Here is a 20,320-nt window from a genome sequence, read left to right as displayed (position 1 = left end):
CTTGAGCACGCGCCAGCGGGTACTGGAAGCGTGCCGCACACTCGGACTGTTCGCGCTTGCGCGCAGACTGACGTCCGGCGGACTGCGCATCTTCTGCTATCACGGCATTTCGCTCGAGGACGAGCACGCATTCCAACCCAAGCTCTTCATGCGGGCCGACACGTTTCGCAGCCGGATGGAGCTGCTGGCAAGCCAGGGTTATGTCGTGATGACGCTGGACGATGCACTTGCAGCACTCGATCAGAATCGCCTTCCGCCGTTTGCGACGGTCATCACCTTCGATGACGGGTGGCTGGGGACCGGAACGCATGCAGCCCCCATCCTCGCGCAACTCGGATTTTCTTCGACGTTGTACGTCACGACACACGAAGTGGTCGAGGACGTGCCGGTTCTGAGCGTCGCACTGGCGTACCTGCTGTGGCGCGGCCGCACCGGCCAGATCGATCTCGGCACATGGTTTCCGGACGAGCCGACACATTCCCTGTCATCGGCGCTGCAACGCGAACAACTTGCCGAACGCCTGAAATTGCGATTGAGGAATGAAGGCCGAAGCGCCGTGTTGGCGGCGCTGGAACAGATCGCCGACCAGGTGGGGGTCGACTGGCCGCTGTTTGAACGTTCATCGATGATGCGCCTGATGACCTCCAGCCAGCTTGCATCGCTTGCAGAGCAAGGGATGTCACTTGAACTTCACACCCACAACCATCGCATGCCGTCAGACGAGCGCGCGGCCGTGGAAGACGAGATAAGGAAGAACCGCGATGTGCTCCTGCCCATCGCGAAGCGGGAACTGCGCCACTTCTGCTATCCGAGCGGCGATTACGATCCGCGACATTTCGAATGGTTGCGCGCACTGGGCGTTCGCAGCGCAACCACCTGCAAAGCAGGATTCACCTACCGGAACACCGAACGCATGGCGCTTCCGCGTTTCCTCGACGGTCAAAACATCTCGACCGTCGAGTTCGAAGCCGAACTGTCGGGCTTTCTCGAAATCATGCGCAGGCTGCGCGGGCTGATCGCGTCCCGGGCGGCCCCGGCCCACTGACCGGGGCTGTCGACAGTCAATAACCTTTGGGGCTGTAACTGGGTCCGCTGTCGGGTGTCTCCGCAGGTCGGGTGCGGGCGACGTGCCAGGTGCCGCCCAGACCATCGCCGCTGGCCTGTCCGGGTTTCACATCGCCTGCGAAGTAGTACAGCGGCTTGCCGCGATGCGCCCATTGCAGGCTGCCATCGTCGCGGCGCAGCAGCGGGAAGGCGGGTTTCGCCGATGCATCGCGCGGCGCGGAAAAAGGGGGCCACTGCACGGCGCACTCATCCTTGCAGGCGCTTGCACCCGCGCTGTCGCGATCGAACGTGTACAGCACCCGGCCGGCCGGGTCGGTCAGCCGTCCGTCTGCACCCTCGACCGGCTGCGCCAGCGCAGTCGGGCTGCACGCCACTATGACGATGCACAGCATGCCTCTCGATAACATGTCGATCTCCCGGTCAGTGACTGGACGCAGGCAGCGCGTACCCACGCGGGTTGCGATGCCGCGATCGGTCAAAAAAAGCGCGCGTTCAACGCGGGTGCGCGCACGCAAACAGCGGCACGCACATAGAATCAGGTATCGGTATCCGCTGCAAGATCGCAATGCACCCGTTCGCCCTGCCTGCCACCGCACTGACGCACCCGCCCGAGCTCGCCACGGCCCGGGCGGCGCGCGACTGGCTGCTGCAGCTCGACAGTACTCAGCCGCTGAATGCGCAGGCCAGCCTGCTCGGCCAGATCAACCTGCTGAACCGCTATCGCATGACCGCGGGCGAGCGATTGCGTGTGATCGAAGAGTTGCGCGATGCCGTGCTGCATGCGCAAGCCGGCGCGTCGAGCCGCTTTGCAGGGCGGCCACTGCCGCTGTCGGCCGGCGAGCGCGCCGCCTTCGATGCCAATCAGGCGATGTGGGATGCGCTGGCGACGTCCTACCTGCATTGCCTGGCCGCTGCGCTCGATGGCGACGGTGGCGTCGCCGGGCAGGTCGGGCTGGTGGCACACCGCGCGCTGAGCGCGCTGTCGCAGATGCAGCTCGACGCGCTGCGCGCCGCCCATCTGCCGCCGTCCGGCTACTGGCGGCGCACGCATGCCTGCTACGAGGCGGCGGAAAAGCTCGGGGCGGCCGAGCGCAAGATCCAGGACGACACGCTGAACGAGGAACGCCCCACCAGCGTGCGCGCCGCCTATGTGCTGTGCGTACTGATGCACACCGCAAGCCCGTTCGGCCTGACGCACCGCCAGTTGCGCATGCTGCACCGCTGGCTCGGCAAATGGTCGGGCAAGGTGGCACTGCTCGACAGTGCGATCCACCAGTGTGCGCTGCCGCCGCTGATGCTCGACCTGTCGAGCGATGAGGCGATCGCGCGTGCTGCACAGCGTGAGAGCTCGCTGCGCTGGCTGGTGCTGGACGAGTTTTCGCACGGCATCCGCAAGCGCCTGGGGCTGCTTGCGCAGGGTGAAACGCCGGTCGCGCTGCGTCTGGGTGACGAACTGAGCCCGGCCCAGGCAGACCGGCTGCTGCGCCACCTGCACACGCACTGCTGCCGCGGCGGCCTGACGCGCGCCGAACCGAGGCGGCCGCTGCAGCAGAATGCATCGGTTGTTGTCGGCATGCTGGCGGTGCAGCAGTTTCTTGGCGGCGGCACCCCTGCGCTCGACGCAGTGCACTCGCCCAGCCCGCCGGTCACCACCGCCACCGGGTATCTGGTCGAGGACTGGCGCATCCTCGATGACAGCGCCACCGGTCTGCGGCTGGGTCGTCGCATCGGCGGCGACGGCATGCGCGTCAGCAACGGCATGCTGCTGGCGGTACGGCCGGACAACGCCCCGCAATTCATGCTGGCCCACATCTGCTGGGTCATGGCAAATGGCATCGAACTGCAGATCGGCATCAGCCTGCTTGCCGGCACCCCCCAGCCGGTCGGACTCGCCCGCACGCCCGACGGCCAGGGCGATCATCAGGGACACGGACTGCTGATGCCGGCCGTCGAGCGCATCGGCCAGCCGGAATGCGTCGCGCTGCCGTCAGGCTGGTATCGCAAGTCACGCGACATCCTGCTGTCAGGTGATGCGGGGCGGCGGCGCGTACGGCTGGTTGAATCGCTGGAACGCGGCGCCGATTTCGACCTCGCCCGCATCGAGCCCGCAGCATGACCGACGTTCCGCCGCTGCCCGGTACGCTGAACTACCGCGACGCTCGCCAGTGCAAGGCATTGATCGCGGAATTGCCGCTGACCAATGTGCCGCGCGTGCGCGATACCCTGACCCGGCTGCTCTACGGCCTTCGGCAGACGCCGCCGCGCAGTCCGGATTACCTCGACGTGCTCGAAGCCATGCGCGCACCGCTGCATTTCCTGCAGGAAAGCCTGGCGGTGCGCTACAGCAGCCGGCCGGTGATTCCGGGCGGCGCCGAAGACCCGGTGCTGCGCCAGGTCGTTGCCCTGTGGCTGGGCATGGCGCAGGCGTATGCCCAGGCGGCCGAGCAGACCGGCGTGCATCCACTGTCCGATACGCAACTTGCGCTGGTCTGCCAGCGCTGCGTGCTGTATGCCGGCCGGGCGGTGATCGAATACTTCCGGGCCAGGCGGACCATCCCGCGCGGCATGTGGCTCGAGCTGCACGGCTACTTCAGCACAGCCGACGAATGGGGATTCGCGACGCAGCCGGTGGCCGACAGCCTGAAGGAAGGCGGCTATCCCCAGAGCGCGGCCGAGTCCTACTGCTGCGTGCTGCTGATCGACCTGTCCAACCCGTATGGCCGCAGCCCGCGCGAGTTCGAATGGGTCTGCCGCTGGTCCGACCAGTACGCGAGCCTGACCGAAATCATGCCGGTGTTCGGCGGCACCGACGCCAAGACCTATGCCATCGACCTGAACCGCGACAACGGCGCCAAGCCGCTGGAGGTTTTCCCGCGTGCGCCATCGCTGCGCCGGCTCGGTTCGGCCCGGCTGGCCAGCGAGATCGAGCGCGTCGTGGCGGGGCTCAAGCAAGGTCTGTCACCGGAACATCTCGGTCTGGGCGCCGATTGCCACCCTGTTTCGGCAGGCCGCCTGCTGCTGCTGCTTTACAAGCCGTGGTGCCACGCCGCCAACCCGCGCCGCTTCCAGCGGCGGGTCGGTGCCGGCGACATCGATATCGCCCTCGGCTTCGAAGCCATGCACTTCCTGATCAGCGGCAGTGAATTCGTTCAGCCGCCGCCGGCCCGCATCTACAGCCACAGCGACTTCATCGACATCGCCACCTTCGGCGAACGCGCCCACGATGGCGCCGGTCTGGCAGTACGGCAGGCCAGCGCGCGCGCGCACTATCCGACCCAGCGCTGGGCCATGCTCGACCACAGCGTGATGGGCTATCGCCTGCGCGCACCACCTGACACCGGCCCGGTCGAGCACGCGCAGATCGTGGCCGTGTTCGGCCCGGACGCCGAGCACTGGCGACTGGCCCGCGTGTCCTGGTTGATGGTCGAAGGCGACGCGCGCCTGCTGGTCGGGCTGCATGTGCTGCCCGGCACGCCACGTGCCATTGCGATACGGCCGAAAGCCGAAGAGGGCGCGCCGGCCGAGCGCTTCGTCCGCGCCTTTCTGCTGCCGTCCGTACAGGTGATGGGCGAGGAGGCGACACTGGTCCTGCCGCGCGGCTGGTTCCAGCAGGACCGCACGCTGGAAATCTATTTGAACGACAACTTGCTCGGCGTGACCCTTACGCGGCTGAATACCTTCGGCATCAACTACGAACGGGTGGCCTTCAGCGAACGGACGAAGTAGCCGGCGGTACGATTCGCGGGAGCGGCGTCGTGTGGGAGCGGCGGCCTCGCCGCGAGAGGCACTCCGCACAACGACGGTCGCTTCTCGATCGCGGCGAGGCCGCCGCTCCCACCGGGGCCGCCCCCATGGCCGACTGATCATGCGGAATCCGCGGGGGCGGGCCCTGCGGAAACCTAGGCGGCCACCGCCTGCGCCGGCCTCAATGTGCGCCGGGCCGGAAAGCGAACGGTGAAGCAGCTGCCCTTGCCCGGTTCGCTGACGACATTCAGCGTCGCCTGATGGCGTTCGAGCACATGCTTGACGATGGCAAGGCCCAGGCCGGTGCCGCCGGTTTCGCGCGACCGGCCGCGATCGACGCGGTAAAAGCGTTCGGTCAGGCGCGGAATGTGCTGCGCATCGATGCCGATACCGTTGTCTTCGACCGAAAATACGCCGCAGCCGTCGACCACCGTCCAGCCCAGTCGCACCCGACCGCCGTCCGGCGTGTAGCGCACCGCGTTGCTGGCCAGATTGCCGAGCGCGCTGCGCAGGTCGCGCGCGCAGCCGGTGAGCGCGCCGGGCGGGCTGTCCAGTTCGAGCAGCACCTCGTGCCGCCCGCCCGACAGCGCACGTGTTTCGATCATCACGATATCGAGCAGATTGCGCATGTCGACCGCCTCTTCCGGCATCGGCGCATCGGTTTCCAGCGCCGACAGCGTCAGCAGGTCGTCGACCAGGCGCTGCATGCGCACCGACTGCTGCTGCGCCATTGCGATGAAGGACAGCGCCTGCTCGTGTGGCAGTTCGGGCAGCGCGTCCTCCAGCGTTTCGAGGAAGCCGTGAATCACCGTCAACGGCGTCTTCATTTCGTGGGACACATTGGCAACGAAATCGCGCCGCATCGTTTCGAGCTTTTCGAGTTGCGTGATGTCGCGCGACAGCAGCAGCTTCTGCTCGTCGCCAAACGCGACCACCCGGATCTGCAGTGTTCGGCCCGGCTGCCGCGGCGAAGGCATCGACAGCGGCTCGGCGTATTCACCCGATTGCAGGTAGCTGGCGAACTCCGGCTGACGCAGCAGGTTCAGCAACGGACTGCCGATATCGCGTTGCCCGTCGAGTCCCAGATGCTGCTCGGCCATCGGATTCAGCCACTCGATCACCTCGTCGCGCGACATGATCAACGTGCCGTCCGGCATTGCACGGCTGGCTTCGCGCATGCGCTCGAGCCGGCTGCGCAGGTCTTCGCGCAATTGTCGAGCGTTGCGTTCGCGCCTGGCCAGCTTGGCGAACAGGAATTCCCACTGACCGGCGCCATCGGGCAGCGCGGTATCTACAGTCGAATTGAGCCAGTGATCGAAGCGGCCGATTTCGTACTGGTCGCGCAGGCTTCCCGCCAGCAGCAGCGCCACAGCCAGCACCAAGCCGAACACCACCGACCCGGCGATCAGCCCGGCCAGAACGCAGGCGCCGACCAGCACGACGCGCAGCAGGACGCGAAACCAGAATTCACGCATGGCGGGATGATCCGTTCATTCGCGGATTATCGCGCGCTATTCCTTCTGGCAGGACAGTCTGTAGCCGCTGCCGCGCACGGTCTGGATCAGGGCGTCGTGGCCGCTCGCTTCGAGCACGCTGCGCAGGCGGCGGATATGCACATCCACGGTGCGCTCCTCGACGAACACGTGATCGCCCCACACGCTGTCGAGCAGCTGGGCACGCGAATGCACACGCTCCGCGTGCGTCATGAAGAAGTGAAGCAGGCGGAATTCGGTCGGGCCGAGCATGACGGCCGCGCCGCGCGCCGTGACACGATGGGTCGCCGGGTCGAGGCGCAGCCCTTCGATCTCGACCGGATCTTCGGTGGCCTGCGGCTTCTGGCGGCGCAGCACCGCCTTGATGCGGGCAGCCAGTTCGCGTGGCGAGAAAGGCTTGGTGACGTAGTCATCGGCACCTGTTTCAAGCCCGGTCACCTTGGACTGTTCATCTCCGCGCGCGGTCAGCATGATGATGGGCACGCCGCGCGTACGTTCATCGCTGCGCAACCTGCGTGCAAGATCAATGCCGCTTTGCCCGGGCAACATCCAGTCGAGCAGCACCAGATCGGGCAGTTCGGCCTGCATCAGCCGCAGCGCGGTTTCGGCGTCGAGCGCGCGCAGCGGATCGTGGCCGGTGCGCGTGAGGGTCACGCTGATCAGTTCCTGAATGGACGGTTCGTCCTCGACAACGAGTATGCGGGCCATGACGATGAAGGTCGTTCCGGTGATGGATCGCTGCGCAGTCTATTTCAGTACGATGACGATTTAGTGACAGCAGCGGCCGGCTGCACGCGCGTCTGCAGGGCTGTGCGGGCGGGCGCGCGGTATCATCGTGATCCTTCGCATCGAATGCAGAACATCATGGCCGGTCTGGACAAGGACACCCCGATTCCCACGGAAATAAAAGTGCAGCAGAAATCGAAGCTGATGGACGTCAGTTTCGACAACGGCCGGCACTTCAGCTTCAGTTTCGAATTCCTGCGCGTGTGCTCGCCATCGGCCGAGGTGCGCGGCCACGGGCCGGGGCAGGAAACGCTGCAGGTCGGCAAGCGCGACATCGACATCACGCGCGTAGAACCGGTCGGCTCGTATGCGGTGAAGCCGGTGTTTTCCGACGGCCACGACAGTGGTATCTACTCCTGGGACTATCTGTATCTGCTGGGCGAAAACCAGGAAGCACTGTGGTCCGACTATCTGGCCCGCCTCGATGCGGCCGGCGCCAGCCGCGATCCCGCACTGACGCCGCCGCCCGCAGCCAAGGGCGGCTGCGGCACCGGCGGTTGCGGCCACTCTCACTGAGCGAAGCATGAGCGAAGCATGAGCGAAGCATGAGCGAACCGTCCACCGATTTCGGATTCGAGCGCGTCGCCGAAGCGGCGAAGGCAAAGCGCGTGTCCAGCGTATTTTCGTCGGTCGCGCGACGTTACGACATCATGAACGACCTGATGTCCGGCGGCCTGCACCGCAGCTGGAAGGCCTTCGCCATCCAGATGGCCGGCGTGCGCCCGGGCCAGCGCGTGCTCGACGTCGCAGCCGGCACCGGCGACCTGACCATTGCGCATGCCCGGCGTGCCGGCGAAACCGGCGAGGTATGGCACACCGACATCAATCCGGACATGCTGCGCGAAGGCCGCGACCGGCTCACGAATGCCGGCCTGCTGCTGCCCAGCCTGCTGTGTGACGCCGAGAAGCTGCCGTTCCCGGACAACCACTTCGATTGCGTCACGGTCGCCTTCGGTCTGCGCAACATGACGCACAAGGATCGCGCGTTGGCCGAGTTCCGGCGCGTGCTCAAGCCGGGCGGCCGCGCGCTGGTACTGGAGTTTTCGCGCGTCGCCAAGCCGCTGGAAAAGGTGTACGACCTGTATTCGTTCAAGGTGCTGCCCTGGCTGGGCCGACAGGTGGCGAAGGACGAAGCCAGTTATCGCTATCTGGCCGAGTCGATCCGCATGCACCCCGACCAGGACACGCTGGCGGGAATGATGCGCGACGCGGGTCTGGGCCGGGTCGAGTACTTCAACCTGAATGCCGGGGTGGTCGCACTGCACCGCGGCTTCAAGCTCTGAACGCCTGCCGCCGTCCGTCGTGAAAGAACAGAACCTTCCGCGTATCCCGTGGTCTGTTAGTGTGCTAATTTTTGGGCGGTGATCCGGAAGCCGGAAAGGCACCGTTTTCACGCCTTACCCGAGGAGACAACAGAATGAAGAAGTTCCTGCTGATGCTTTTTGCCACCGTCGTCGGTTTCGGCGGCATGACCTACGAAGCCGAAGCCAAGCGGCTCGGCGGCAGCAAGTCGTTCGGATCGCAGCGCGATTCGTCGGTGATGAAGCGCGACGCCACCCCGGCGCCGGCACAGAACACGTCGTCCGCGACGCAGCAGTCAGGTGCCGCCGCCGGCGCCGCAGCACAGCCTGCCAAGCGTTCGTGGATGGGTCCGCTGGCCGGTCTGGCCGCCGGTATCGGTCTGGCCGCACTGGCGTCGCACCTCGGGTTCGGTGAAGAACTCGCGTCCTTCATGATGATCGCGCTGCTGGTCGTCGGCGCGCTGGTGTTGTGGCGCATGTTCGCCCGTCGCAAGTCGCCGGCTCCGCAGCCGGGCATGCAGTACGCGGGTGCCGCCGCCGGACGTCCGACCTACGCACCGCCGCAGACTCAGCCCTTTGACGCGCCGGCTGCCGGTGGGTCCGCTGCAACGACCGCGCCGGCGCACATCCCGGCCGATTTCGATGTGGCCGGTTTCCTGCGCCAGGCCAAGTTGAACTTCGTGCGCCTCCAGGCCGCAAACGACGCCGGCGATGTCGAAGACATCCGCAGCTTCACGACGCCGGAAGTGTTCGCCGAAATCCGCATGCAGATCCAGGAGCGCGGCAGCGAGCCGCAATCCACCGATGTGGTGCAGGTCGAAGCCGTGCTGCTCGATGTCAGCACCGAAGACACGCAGTACGTCGCCAGCGTGCGCTTCTACGGCCTGATTCGCGAACAGGCGGATGCGTCGCCGGAATCGTTCGACGAAGTGTGGCACCTGTCCAAGCCGGTATCGGGCGACCGCGGCTGGCTCATCGCCGGCATCCAGCAGATGGAATGAGCGGGAATGAGCGCGCTGCTCGGTGCGACCGCTCTGAAGGTGCTCAATCACCTGCTGGCCCAGACGCCGGGCGCGCAGGAAAGATTGTCTGCACATGCCGGCCGTCACGCGCGGCTGGCGGTCGGAGACGTCGCTGTGGCGTTTGCCATCGCTCCGGATGGCACGCTGGCCGTGTCGGCGGAAAGCACCCCGTCCGTCACGCTGCGTCTGCCCGCGGATGCGCTGCTGCGACTGCCGCACCAGGGTGAAGGCGTACTGCGCGAGGCGCGCATCGAAGGTGACGCTGCACTGGCGGAAACGCTCGGACAGGTGCTGCGTTCGCTGCGCTGGGATGCCGCCGAAGACCTCAGCCGCGTGGTCGGCGATGTGGCAGCCGAGCGCATGGTCGGCGGCGCCCGCTCGATGTGGTCCGCCGGCGGCGATCTGGCGAACCGGTTCGCCGGCGCAGGTTCCGAATACGTCGCCGACGAAGCGCAGATGCTGATCCGCCCCGCGGCGTCCGCGGCGTTCGCGTCGGATGTGGACACCCTGCGGGACGATTATTCCCGTCTGCAGAAGCGCATCGAGCTGCTCGAACGCAGGGTTCAGGCGAAGGACTGAGCGCACCACCACGAGGAAAATGCCGCCCGTTGTGCGGGTGACATGCGCACGCCGCACCGGGTGCGGCGCCACATCACGTCTTCGGCGTCGGTCGCCCACTCGTGTGCGGCACACCAGCGCGCCTCTGCCTCGAACAGGCCCCCGCCGAAATCGCGACCCCGGTCGCCCGTGCCGCAGGTGTACTTCCCGATCAGCTGGGCAGCCAGTGTCCCGTGACGACGCCACAGCGCGTCAATCCAGTCCGTCGGGAGGATGCCGCCGGCCTCCCGGTGCAGGGTGGCGAGCGCGGACGCGGCGGCAGTGCCGGACCCGGGGAGGGCCCGCGCAGCGGTCGATGAGCGGGTCCCAACGCCGAGCGGGCCGTTCAGCAGATCGACTGCAGTTTCCGCGAGCCGCCGATAAGTCGTGAGCTTTCCGCCCTGCACGGTGAGCCAGGCGCGCCGGCCATCCGGCGCGTCCAGCGACAGTCGATACTCCCGACTCGCCGTGCGGGCATCCCGTTCATCCCCACCGATCAGCGGTCTCATGCCGCTGAACGCCCACTGGATGTCATCGGTGTGCAGACGCCGCCCGAAGGCGCGACGGATTGCCGTCAGCAAGTAGTCGAGTTCAGCGGCGGTTGCACCCAGTGCGGACGGAGAATCGAGCTCCGTTTCGGTCGTACCGACCAGGTGCGAATGCGCGTCCCATGGAATGACGAACACCACGCGCCGATCGGGCTGCTGCAGCAGCCATGCATCGTCACCCGCGTGCAGCCGTGGCAGCAGAATGTGCGTGCCCTGCACCAGCCTCACCGGGGGTGCAGTCGCACCGCGCAGTTCTTCCACTGCTGCCACCCATGGTCCGGCGACATTGACCACGCAGCGGGCGTGAATCTCGCGCCTCCCGGCGCGTCCGGACAGCGTGCATCGCCAGCCCCCCGCCGGGTCGGCGCTCACCGCGACCAGCGCATGCCGGGGCAACACCTCCGCGCCATGTGTTCGGGCATCCATCAGATTGGTCAGCGTCAGGCGGGCATCGTCGACCCAGAGGTCGAAGTAGGCGTGGGCGCCGGACACCGCTCGATCGAGTTGGCGAAGCAGCGGAAAATCCGGCGGCAGCCGTTGCGAAGCCGGCAGACTGTGACGACCGGCGAGCATGTCGTAAAGCCTCAGGCCGATCGCGAGCATCCAGGCCGGACGTTCGCCGGTGTGCGGCACGATGAAGCGTTGCGGACGAACCAGGTGAGCGGCGATGCGTCCGAGAACTTCGCGCTCGCGCAGGGATTCGCGCACCAACCCGAACGCTGCCTGCTCCAGATAGCGGATGCCGCCGTGGATCAGCTTCGTGGACGCCGACGAAGTGGCCCCCGCAATATCGCCACGGTCGCAGACGACGACCGACAGACCCCGCAACGCGGCGTCACGTGCAATACCTGCACCGTTGATGCCGGCGCCGACGATCAGCAGATCATGCAAAGGCGAAGCCATGGTCGGCATTCTGCGCCGGAACAAATGGCGGCCTCAAACGAAAAAGGCAGACTGAAGTCTGCCTTTCCCGTGTGTTGCACTGCCAGAGCGCTCAGTGGCGCTTGCGCAGCTTCTGGATGGCTGCCAACTGGGCCACGGCGGAAGCGAGTTCCGCCTGCGCTGCCGCGTAATCCATCGAGGCGTTGCGGTTCGACAGCGCCTCTTCGGCCTGGCGCTTGGCGTCGAGCGCCTTGGCTTCGTCGAGATCGGAACCACGGATCGCGGTGTCCGCCAGCACGGTCACCAGACCCGGCTGCACTTCGAGCAGGCCGCCGGCCACGAACACGAATTCTTCGGCGTCCTGGTTCGGCAACTTGATGCGCACTTCGCCCGGGCGGATGCGCGTGATCAGCGGCGTGTGGCCGGGCAGGATGCCCAGTTCGCCGCTTTCGCCCGGCAGCACGACGAATTCCGCCAACCCGGAGAAAATCTTCTCTTCCGCGCTGACCACGTCGACATGTACGGTCTTGGACATAAGTACTCCGTGAATGCTGCCCGTGTGCGGCAGCGGGCAGGCCCGTCACCGCACACGCCGGTGCATTACTGCAGGGTTTTCGCCTTTTCGAACGCTTCCTCGATGCCGCCGACCATGTAGAAGGCCTGTTCCGGCAGGTGGTCGCACTCGCCATTGACGATCATGTTGAAGCCCTTGATCGTGTCGGCCAGCGGCACGATCTTGCCCGGCGAACCGGTGAAGACTTCGGCCACGTTGAACGGCTGCGACAGGAAACGCTGGATCTTGCGCGCACGCGACACGGCCAGCTTGTCTTCCGGCGACAGTTCGTCCATGCCCAGAATGGCGATGATGTCGCGCAGTTCCTTGTAGCGCTGCAGCGTCATCTGCACCTTGCGTGCGCAGTTGTAATGCTCTTCACCCACCACCAGCGGATCGAGCTGGCGCGAAGTCGAGTCGAGCGGATCGACCGCCGGGTAGATGCCCAGCGAAGCGATGTCACGCGACAGCACGACGGTGGCGTCCAGATGCTGGAAGGTCGTGGCGGGCGACGGGTCGGTCAAGTCATCCGCAGGCACATACACGGCCTGGATCGACGTGATCGAACCCACCTTGGTCGAGGTGATGCGTTCCTGCAGACGGCCCATTTCGTCGGCCAGGGTCGGCTGGTAGCCCACCGCGGACGGCATGCGACCGAGCAGCGCGGACACTTCGGTACCGGCCAGCGTGTAGCGGTAGATGTTGTCCACGAAGAACAGGATGTCGCGGCCTTCGTCGCGGAACTTCTCGGCCATGGTCAGGCCGGTCAGCGCCACGCGCAGACGGTTGCCCGGCGGCTCGTTCATCTGGCCGAACACCATCGCGACCTTGTCCAGAACCTTCGACTCTTCCATCTCGTGGTAGAAGTCGTTGCCTTCGCGAGTCCGTTCGCCCACACCGGCGAACACCGAAAAGCCGCCGTACGACTTCGCGATGTTGTTGATCAGTTCCATCATGTTCACGGTCTTGCCGACACCGGCGCCACCGAACAGACCCACCTTGCCGCCCTTGGCGAACGGGCAGATCAGGTCGATCACCTTGATGCCCGTGGGCAGCAGGTCGACCGACGGGCTCAGCTCGTCGAACTTCGGGGCCTTCTGGTGGATCGAGCGGCGCTCGTCCGTCGGGATCGGGCCGGCTTCGTCGATCGGGCGACCCAGCACGTCCATGATGCGGCCCAGCGTCGCGCTGCCCACCGGCACGCTGATCGGCGCGCCCGTATTCGCCACCTTCATGCCGCGGCGCAGACCGTCGCTGGAACCCAGCGCAATCGTACGAACCACGCCGTCGCCCAGCTGTTGCTGGACTTCGAACGTCAAACCCGCTTCGGCGGTGTGCGTGCCATCTGCTTCGTCGAGTGTCAGAGCTTCAAACACTTTCGGTATCGAATCGCGCGGGAACTGGATGTCCACGACTGCGCCAATACACTGAACGATGTTTCCGGTATTCATCGTCTATCCCCAATACAAAAAATCATTGTGCGCGATCAGACTGCAGCGGCGCCGCCGACGATTTCGGACAGCTCCTTCGTGATCGCCGCCTGGCGGGTCTTGTTATAGACCAGCTGCAATTCGCCGATGACATTGCCCGCATTGTCGGAGGCCGCCTTCATGGCCACCATGCGCGCGCTCTGTTCGGACGCCATGTTCTCGGCCACTGACTGATACACCAGCGCCTCGACGTAACGGACAAGCAATTCGTCGATCACCACCTGCGGGTCGGGCTCGTACAGGTAATCCCACGTGCCCTGCGGCGTACCGAGGCGATCACCGGTCAGCGGCAGCAGCTGTTCCATCACCGGCTCCTGCTTCATCGTATTGATGAAGCGGGTGAAGGACATGTACACCGCGTCGAGCTCGCCGGCCTGGAAGGCATCGATCATCACCTTGACGGTGCCGATCAGCTTTTCCAGGTGCGGTGTGTCGCCCAGTTGCGTTGCCTGCGACACCACCTTGGCGCCCATGCGCTGCATGAAGCCCAGACCCTTGTTGCCGATGGCGGCAACGCGGATTTCGGTGGCGCCCTTCGCTTCCCATTCCTTCATCGAATTCAGGGCAAGGCGCAGCACATTGGTGTTCATGCCGCCGCACAGACCCTTGTCGGTCGTGACGACGATGATGCCGACGCGCTTGACTTCGCCGACGGTCGCCAGGAACGGATGCTTGTACTCGCTGGCGGTGGCGGCGGACAGATTGGCGGCAAGGCGACGGATCGTGTCGGCGTAGGGACGGGCAGCCCGCATCCTGTCCTGCGCCTTGCGCATCTTCGATGCAGCCACCATCTCCATCGCCTTGGTGATCTTCTTCGTGTTTTGCACGCTCTTGATCTTGGTACGGATTTCTTTTCCGCTGGCCATGGTTATCTCCGGTCCGCGCGCTTACGCCCAGCTCTTCTTGAATTCGGCCACCGCGGCAGCGAGCGCCTTTTCCGATTCGCCATCGAGATCCTTGGTGGTCTCGATCTTGTTCATCAGATCAGGGGTCTTCTGCTGCAGGTATTGGTGCAGGGCCGATTCAAAAGCGAGCACGCGCGGCACTTCGACGTCGTCGAAGTAGCCGTTGTTGGCGGCGTACAGCGACACACCCATCTGCGCGACGGACAGCGGCGAGTACTGCGGCTGCTTCATCAGTTCCATCACGCGGCGGCCACGCTCGAGCTGCTTGCGGGTCGCTTCGTCGAGGTCGGACGCAAACTGCGCGAAAGCGGCCAGTTCGCGGTACTGGGCCAGTGCCAGACGCACACCGCCACCCAGCTTCTTGATGATCTTGGTCTGGGCTGCACCACCGACGCGGGACACCGATACGCCCGCGTTGATGGCGGGGCGGATACCGGCGTTGAACAGGTCGGTTTCCAGGAAGATCTGGCCGTCGGTAATCGAAATCACGTTCGTCGGAACGAAGGCGGACACGTCGCCGGCCTGCGTTTCGATGATGGGCAGCGCGGTCAGCGAGCCGGTCTTGCCCTTCACTTCGCCGTTGGTGAACTTTTCGACGAAATCCGGATTCACGCGGGCGGCGCGCTCGAGCAGACGGCTGTGCAGGTAGAACACGTCGCCCGGGTAGGCTTCGCGACCCGGCGGACGGCGCAGCAGCAGCGAAATCTGACGGTAGGCGACGGCTTGCTTCGACAAGTCGTCATAGACGATCAACGCATCTTCGCCGCGATCGCGGAAGTATTCGCCCATCGTGCAGCCGGCATACGGTGCGAGAAACTGCATCGCTGCGGAATCGGATGCCGTGGCGGCGACGACGATGGTGTAGGCCATCGCGCCGTACTCTTCCAGCTTGCGCACCACGTTGGCGATGGTCGAGGCCTTCTGGCCGACCGCCACGTAGATGCAGGTCATGTTCTGACCCTTCTGGTTGATGATGGCGTCGATGGCAACCGCGGTCTTGCCGGTCTGGCGGTCGCCGATGATCAGCTCGCGCTGGCCGCGGCCGACCGGTACCATCGAGTCGATCGACTTCAGGCCGGTCTGCACCGGCTGCGAAACCGATTGACGTTCGATCACGCCCGGGGCGACCTTTTCGACCTTGTCGGTCATCTTGGCATCGATCGTGCCCTTGCCATCGATCGGCTGGCCGAGCGAATTGACCACGCGGCCGATGAGTTCCGGGCCGACCGGCACTTCCAGGATGCGGCCCGTGCACTTGACGGTCTGACCTTCGGAAATGTGTTCGTAGTCACCGAGCACCACCGCGCCGACGGAGTCGCGCTCGAGGTTCAGTGCGAGACCGAACGTGTTGCCTTCGAATTCCAGCATTTCACCCTGCTGCACGTCATCCAGACCATGCACGCGCACGATGCCGTCGGTCACCGAAACCACGGTGCCTTCGGTACGCGCCTGCGCGGTCAGGTGCAGGTTCTGGATCCGGCTCTTGATCAGGTCGCTGATTTCAGACGGATTGAGGTTCATCAAAAAACTCCTAGTTCTGTAGCGCAGTGGCCATGGCGGCGAGCTTGCCGCGGACCGAGGCGTCGATCACTTCATCACCGACCGCAACCTTCACACCGCCGATCAATTCCGGATCGATGCTCACCCGTGCCTCGAGGCGACGGCCGAAACGCGGTTCCAGATCGGCCAGCAGACGCGCCACGGTGGCGTCGTCCATCGGAAAGGCCGAACTGACGTAGGCCACGGCGTTGAGCTCGTGATCGTTCTTCAGGCTGACAAACTGCTCGCACACTTCGGGCAGCAGCGACAGCCTGTTGTTCTGGGCCAGTACGCGCACGAAGCTGCGGTGCTCGTCGGTCAGTTCGCCCGGTACCGCAGCGAGGAACAGGAAGCCGCGATCCACGGATGTGCGGGTGGGATCGGACAACAGCTGACGAACGGCCGGGTCGGACGCTGCGGCCGCCATGCAGCCCAGCGCATCGGCCCAGGCAGACAGCGCACCGGCCTCCCGGGCGAGCTGGAAAGCCGCTTCGGCGTACGGTCGCGCGATGGTGACGTTCTCTGCCATGGTGTCAGCTCAATTCCTGTTTCAGGTTGGAGAGCAGATCGGCGTGGGTTTGAGCGTTGATTTCGCGGCGCAGGATGCGTTCGGCGCCGGCGACTGCAAGCGCTGCCACCTGATCGCGCAATGCGTCCTTGGCCTTCTGGGCAGCGGCACCGGCTTCGGTGGTCGCGGCTTCGCGGGCGGCGGCGATGATGCGATTGGCTTCCGCACGGGCATCCTCGACCAGCTTGCCGGCCTGCTTTTCAGCGCCTGCGCGGAGCTCGGCGGCAGATTCGCGCGCGGAGCGCAGCTCTTCCATCGAGCGCTTCTCGGCATTGGCCAGATCGGCCTTTGCCTTGTCCGCAGCAGCCAGTCCGTCAGCGACCTTCTTCGCACGCTCGTCGAGTGCCTTGACGATGGGCGGCCATACGAAATTCTTCGTAAACCACACGAACGACAGGAACACCACGAGCTGGATGATGAGCGTTGCGTTCAGATTCACGGCAACTTTCCCTTCAATGAGTCGGTGTTGGGGCGGTTGCCTGTCTTACTTCAGGAAGGTCGACGTGGCGAACCAGAGTGCAATACCGAGACCGATAATGAACGCAGCGTCGATCAGGCCGGCCAGCAGGAACATCTTGACCTGCAGCGCGTTCATCAGCTCGGGCTGGCGTGCCGATGCTTCGAGGTACTTGCCGCCCATCAGTGCGATACCGATACAAGCACCCAGAGCGCCGAGGCCGATGATCAGACCGCAGGCGATAGCAACGAATCCCAGTTCCATAACAACTCCTTAATGATAAGAATAGAAAAACAACAACAACCTGATGAACTGCAAATCAGTGACCGTCATGCGCCTGGCCGATGTACACCAGCGTCAGCATCATGAAAATGAATGCCTGCAGCGTGATCACCAGGATGTGAAAGATCGCCCAGGACAGACCGGCAACGAGGTGGCCGGCGGCGAGCAGGATGCTCGGTGCGTTCATGCCGGTCCACGCGCCACCCATCAGCGCGATCAGCATGAAAATGAGTTCGCCGGCAAACATGTTGCCGAACAGCCGCATGCCGTGCGACACGGTCTTTGCGAGGAATTCGATGACGTTCATCGCGAAGTTGAACGGCGCCAGCAGGATGTGGTTGCCGAACGGCGCCGAAATCAGCTCATGGAACCAGCCACCGGCACCCTTGATCTTCACGTTGTAGTACAGGCACAGCAGCAGCACGGCAATCGACATGCCCATCGTTGCATTGATGTCGGCGGTCGGCACGACACGCATGTAGGCGTGATGCGGATCGTGACCCGCGGCGGCATAGACACCTTCCCAGATGCGCGGCAGCAGATCGACCGGCAGCAGGTCCATCGCGTTCATGAAGAAGATCCAGACAAACACGGTCAGCGCGAGCGGGGCCACGAAGCGGCGCGATTCTTCGCTGTGGATCATGCCCTTCGCCTGATCGGCGACCATTTCAACGAGGATTTCGACGGCGGCCTGGAACCGGCCCGGAACGCCCGACGTGGCCTTGGCGGCGGCGCGGTGCAACAGGAACACCGTAAGCAGGCCGAGCACGATTGAATAGAACAGCGTGTCGACGTTGTACAACCCGAAATCAATCAGGTTGGCCTGCATCTCGCCGGAATTGTTCAGGAACGTGAGGTGGTGGGCGATGTATTCGCCCGCGGTGGGAGCGGCGTGCGTCAGTTCGGTTCCGGATGCCATGTCAGTGTTTGAGCAAGAAAGCAAAAAAACCAGCCTGCAGCGCGACGGCCAGACCTCCGACAAACCAGCCCCACATGAGGTCCGGCACGAGGTAAAGGCTCAACGCCAGCAGTCCAATCGTCGAGAGGATCTTGATCGCCTCGCCGAAGAAGAATTCGAGCGGATATGCGTTGCCGGACGCCGAGGCAACTCTCGTCAGACGGTTCAACCTGAGGGCGAACAGCAATGACGGGAGCGCGTAGCTCAAACCGCCCAGCAGCACCGACAACCCTGCAAGCGTCCCACCGAACAACAGCGCACAACCGGTAGTGACCAAAATCAGCGAAAGCTGCAGCATGACCGCCTTCAGCATGCCCGCTCTTTCCGTTGCACAGCGACTTTCCGGCCCACTGCGCGAACCTGTCCGATCAACTACGCCAGCGTCGCTTGCGCGACATCCCCATCTGCATTGCAGCGGCGCACATGGAACTTATGCGCCACACACAAAGTCCGCGATGATACATGAGCTTACAAGACCGGTCAATTGAAGCGGCGCGCAGATTCAAGGTGGCCGCGCGCCCTGTACGTTGCGCCGCAACATGGTCCGGGCTTGACGCAGTGCGCCAATTAGTCGATATTTTTCGACATGAAAAACGCGTACCGATCGGACATCCCGCCGGAGTGGCTGCACCTGTCGCAAGTCTTTGCGGCGCTGGGCGATGAAGAACGCCAGCGCATCCTGCTGCTGTTCGAGCCGGGTGCCCAGCTGAACGCCAGCGACATCGCCCGGGCGTCGACGTTGAGCCGGACGACCGTATCGCATCACCTGAAGCTGCTGTGCGACGCCGGCATACTCGAGCGGTCGCGACACGGTCGCGAAATTCATTTCCGGCTCTGTGCCGCAACATTGATCGGCCACCTGACGAGCGTGATCGACTATCTGGAAGATCACCGATGACCGCCGCCGCCACGCTTTGCCGTTCGCCCTCGACGGGCGCGCCGTTTCCAGCCTTCGCCGGACTCGATGTTGCGGCGCTCGCCGATCGCGTCGGCAGCACACCATTCTTCGCCTACGACGCCGCGGCGATCGACTGGCGCATCGACACGTTGCGCGCACAGCTGCCGGCGGACACGCTGCTCTGTTATGCCGTGAAAGCCAATCCGCTGCCGGCGTTGCTGCGCCGGCTGGCGCCACGGCTGGATGGCGCCGACGTCAGCTCCGGCGAGGAGATACGGCGCGCGCTGGCGGCCGGGTTCGACGGTGCGCAACTGGGTTTCACCGGTCCGGGCAAAAGCGATGCGGACCTGACGCTTGCGGTGCGCCAGGGCGTGCGCCTGTGCGCGGAATCGATCGGGGAGATCGGTCGCATCGCGCGCATCGCGGCACGCGAAGGCCTGCCGGCGCGGGTGGCACTGCGCGTCAATCCGGATGTCGCCGTGTCCGGCACGCAGGTGCGCATGAATGAGGCGGGTGTGTTCGGCATCGACAGCAACCTGCTTCCGGCGTCACTGCGCGCTGTGCGCGACCACCGACTCGTATTCGCAGGCTTCCACTATTACTGCGCGTCGCGCATGCTCGACGCCGATGCAGTGATCGCGCTGCATGCGTTCTGCACGGCCGACGCGCTGCGTGCCGCCGATGACGCCGGGCTGACGCTCGACTGGCTCAATCTGGGGGGTGGCTTCGGCATCCCGGCCAGTGCGGACGAGGCACCGCTCGACATGGCTGCGGTCACCGCGCACCTGCACCACATCGACGCACGGCTGAAGGCAGCGCAGCCGGCTGCGCGCCTTGCGCTCGAACCGGGTCGGTACCTGGTCGGAGAGGCCGGCATCTACGTCTGTCGCATCCTCGACCGGAAGACGGTGCGCGGACGCACCTGGCTGGTGGCTGACGGCGGCGCCCATCACCACCTGCACGCCACCCTGCAGCCCGATCGTACGCACGCCGCCAATCTTCCGATGACGCTGCTGCAGGCCGTACCGGACGCCGGGGCCGAATGCGTCAGCATCGCCGGGCCGCTGTGCGCGCCCTTCGATGTGCTGGCACGCGACATCACGCTGCCGGTCGCGCAGCCGGGCGACCTGCTCGTGGTGTTCCAGTCTGGCGCCTACGGCGCGAGCGCCAGCCCGGTGAATTTCCTGGGTCATCCGCCGGCTGCGGAGATCGTGCTGTGACGTCCGCCGCGC

22 protein-coding genes are annotated in these 20,320 nt (G+C 65.0%); 9 read left to right on the top strand and 13 right to left on the bottom strand.

Annotated features, from left to right (window positions below):
* Position 1: 1 nt before the first annotated feature.
* Positions 2-1,045 carry a polysaccharide deacetylase family protein gene (locus ACTIFF_RS05690; protein ID WP_439535954.1) on the top strand — a complete coding sequence of 348 codons (1,044 nt, stop codon included), beginning with the start codon at positions 2-4 and terminating at the stop codon, positions 1,043-1,045.
* Positions 1,046-1,061: 16 nt separating this feature from the next.
* Here ACTIFF_RS05690 and ACTIFF_RS05685 read toward each other — a convergent pair whose 3' ends face one another.
* A complete protein-coding gene (locus ACTIFF_RS05685; RefSeq protein WP_439535953.1) occupies positions 1,062-1,472 on the bottom strand; it encodes a COG4315 family predicted lipoprotein in 411 nt (136 codons plus the stop codon).
* Positions 1,473-1,630: 158 nt separating this feature from the next.
* Here ACTIFF_RS05685 and ACTIFF_RS05680 point away from each other — a divergent pair, with 158 nt between their 5' ends.
* Positions 1,631-3,181: a hypothetical protein gene (locus ACTIFF_RS05680; protein ID WP_439535952.1), complete on the top strand. Its 1,551-nt coding sequence runs from the start codon at positions 1,631-1,633 to the stop codon at positions 3,179-3,181.
* Entirely contained in the window at positions 3,178-4,791 is a 1,614-nt protein-coding gene (locus tag ACTIFF_RS05675; protein ID WP_439535951.1) for a hypothetical protein, read from the top strand. The genes ACTIFF_RS05680 and ACTIFF_RS05675 overlap by 4 nt, the downstream gene beginning before the upstream one ends.
* A 173-nt stretch (positions 4,792-4,964) precedes the next feature.
* Here ACTIFF_RS05675 and phoR read toward each other — a convergent pair whose 3' ends face one another.
* Together phoR and phoB are read right to left on the bottom strand one after the other, a co-directional pair.
* The gene (gene phoR, locus ACTIFF_RS05670; protein ID WP_439535950.1) at positions 4,965-6,284 is read right to left on the bottom strand and encodes a phosphate regulon sensor histidine kinase PhoR; all 1,320 of its coding nucleotides are present in this window, start codon (positions 6,282-6,284) and stop codon (positions 4,965-4,967) included.
* 36 nt (positions 6,285-6,320) lie between these two features.
* The gene (gene phoB, locus ACTIFF_RS05665; protein WP_069038764.1) at positions 6,321-7,010 is read right to left on the bottom strand and encodes a phosphate regulon transcriptional regulator PhoB; all 690 of its coding nucleotides are present in this window, start codon (positions 7,008-7,010) and stop codon (positions 6,321-6,323) included.
* A 156-nt stretch (positions 7,011-7,166) separates the two neighbouring features.
* On the opposite strand from phoB, the gene ACTIFF_RS05660 reads away from it, so the two are divergent.
* The 4 genes from ACTIFF_RS05660 to ACTIFF_RS05645 all read left to right on the top strand — a co-directional run bounded on the left by ACTIFF_RS05660 (position 7,167) and on the right by ACTIFF_RS05645 (position 9,990).
* The gene (locus ACTIFF_RS05660; protein WP_306478548.1) at positions 7,167-7,604 is read left to right on the top strand and encodes a DUF971 domain-containing protein; all 438 of its coding nucleotides are present in this window, start codon (positions 7,167-7,169) and stop codon (positions 7,602-7,604) included.
* 29 nt (positions 7,605-7,633) lie between these two features.
* Complete coding sequence (gene ubiE, locus ACTIFF_RS05655; protein ID WP_306478549.1) at positions 7,634-8,371, top strand: bifunctional demethylmenaquinone methyltransferase/2-methoxy-6-polyprenyl-1,4-benzoquinol methylase UbiE; 738 nt, start codon at positions 7,634-7,636, stop codon at positions 8,369-8,371.
* Between the two features lie 134 nt (positions 8,372-8,505).
* Positions 8,506-9,390, top strand: a complete 885-nt coding sequence (locus ACTIFF_RS05650) for a Tim44 domain-containing protein (RefSeq protein WP_439535949.1) — start codon at positions 8,506-8,508, stop codon at positions 9,388-9,390.
* A gap of 6 nt (positions 9,391-9,396) precedes the next feature.
* Positions 9,397-9,990, top strand: a complete 594-nt coding sequence (locus ACTIFF_RS05645; RefSeq protein ID WP_439535948.1) for a ubiquinone biosynthesis accessory factor UbiJ — start codon at positions 9,397-9,399, stop codon at positions 9,988-9,990.
* Here the strand turns inward: ACTIFF_RS05645 and glpD are convergent.
* The 10 genes from glpD to ACTIFF_RS05595 all read right to left on the bottom strand — a co-directional run bounded on the left by glpD (position 9,975) and on the right by ACTIFF_RS05595 (position 18,503).
* Positions 9,975-11,459 (bottom strand): glycerol-3-phosphate dehydrogenase, encoded by a 1,485-nt coding sequence (gene glpD / locus ACTIFF_RS05640; protein ID WP_439535947.1) that lies wholly within the window; start codon positions 11,457-11,459, stop codon positions 9,975-9,977. The genes ACTIFF_RS05645 and glpD overlap by 16 nt on opposite strands.
* 91 nt (positions 11,460-11,550) lie before the next feature.
* A complete protein-coding gene (locus tag ACTIFF_RS05635; protein WP_306478553.1) occupies positions 11,551-11,973 on the bottom strand; it encodes a F0F1 ATP synthase subunit epsilon in 423 nt (140 codons plus the stop codon).
* Between the two features lie 65 nt (positions 11,974-12,038).
* Positions 12,039-13,442: a F0F1 ATP synthase subunit beta gene (gene atpD, locus ACTIFF_RS05630; protein ID WP_069038768.1), complete on the bottom strand. Its 1,404-nt coding sequence runs from the start codon at positions 13,440-13,442 to the stop codon at positions 12,039-12,041.
* Positions 13,443-13,477: 35 nt separating this feature from the next.
* Positions 13,478-14,347, bottom strand: coding sequence for a F0F1 ATP synthase subunit gamma (gene atpG / locus ACTIFF_RS05625; protein WP_439535946.1), 870 nt, complete (start codon positions 14,345-14,347; stop codon positions 13,478-13,480).
* A 21-nt stretch (positions 14,348-14,368) separates the two neighbouring features.
* Complete coding sequence (gene atpA, locus ACTIFF_RS05620; protein ID WP_439535945.1) at positions 14,369-15,907, bottom strand: F0F1 ATP synthase subunit alpha; 1,539 nt, start codon at positions 15,905-15,907, stop codon at positions 14,369-14,371.
* A 10-nt stretch (positions 15,908-15,917) separates the two neighbouring features.
* Positions 15,918-16,454 carry a F0F1 ATP synthase subunit delta gene (locus ACTIFF_RS05615; protein WP_069038771.1) on the bottom strand — a complete coding sequence of 179 codons (537 nt, stop codon included), beginning with the start codon at positions 16,452-16,454 and terminating at the stop codon, positions 15,918-15,920.
* Between the two features lie 4 nt (positions 16,455-16,458).
* Positions 16,459-16,932 (bottom strand): F0F1 ATP synthase subunit B, encoded by a 474-nt coding sequence (locus ACTIFF_RS05610; RefSeq protein ID WP_069038772.1) that lies wholly within the window; start codon positions 16,930-16,932, stop codon positions 16,459-16,461.
* A 45-nt stretch (positions 16,933-16,977) separates the two neighbouring features.
* On the bottom strand, positions 16,978-17,214 hold the full coding sequence (gene atpE / locus ACTIFF_RS05605) for a F0F1 ATP synthase subunit C (protein WP_069038773.1): 237 nt from the start codon (positions 17,212-17,214) through the stop codon (positions 16,978-16,980).
* A gap of 55 nt (positions 17,215-17,269) precedes the next feature.
* Positions 17,270-18,151: a F0F1 ATP synthase subunit A gene (gene atpB / locus ACTIFF_RS05600; protein WP_439535944.1), complete on the bottom strand. Its 882-nt coding sequence runs from the start codon at positions 18,149-18,151 to the stop codon at positions 17,270-17,272.
* A gap of 1 nt (position 18,152) precedes the next feature.
* On the bottom strand, positions 18,153-18,503 hold the full coding sequence (locus tag ACTIFF_RS05595; RefSeq protein ID WP_306478557.1) for an ATP synthase subunit I: 351 nt from the start codon (positions 18,501-18,503) through the stop codon (positions 18,153-18,155).
* A gap of 273 nt (positions 18,504-18,776) precedes the next feature.
* Here ACTIFF_RS05595 and ACTIFF_RS05590 point away from each other — a divergent pair, with 273 nt between their 5' ends.
* Together ACTIFF_RS05590 and ACTIFF_RS05585 are read left to right on the top strand one after the other, a co-directional pair.
* On the top strand, positions 18,777-19,088 hold the full coding sequence (locus tag ACTIFF_RS05590; protein WP_439535943.1) for an ArsR/SmtB family transcription factor: 312 nt from the start codon (positions 18,777-18,779) through the stop codon (positions 19,086-19,088).
* Positions 19,085-20,308 carry an alanine racemase gene (locus ACTIFF_RS05585; protein ID WP_439535942.1) on the top strand — a complete coding sequence of 408 codons (1,224 nt, stop codon included), beginning with the start codon at positions 19,085-19,087 and terminating at the stop codon, positions 20,306-20,308. The genes ACTIFF_RS05590 and ACTIFF_RS05585 overlap by 4 nt, the downstream gene beginning before the upstream one ends.
* Positions 20,309-20,320: the final 12 nt, after the last annotated feature.

This window comes from Methyloversatilis sp. (assembly GCF_051861465.1).
In the GTDB taxonomy this organism is placed as follows: Bacteria; Pseudomonadota; Gammaproteobacteria; order Burkholderiales; family Rhodocyclaceae; genus Methyloversatilis.
This window is presented reverse-complemented; position numbering and strand designations above follow the sequence as displayed.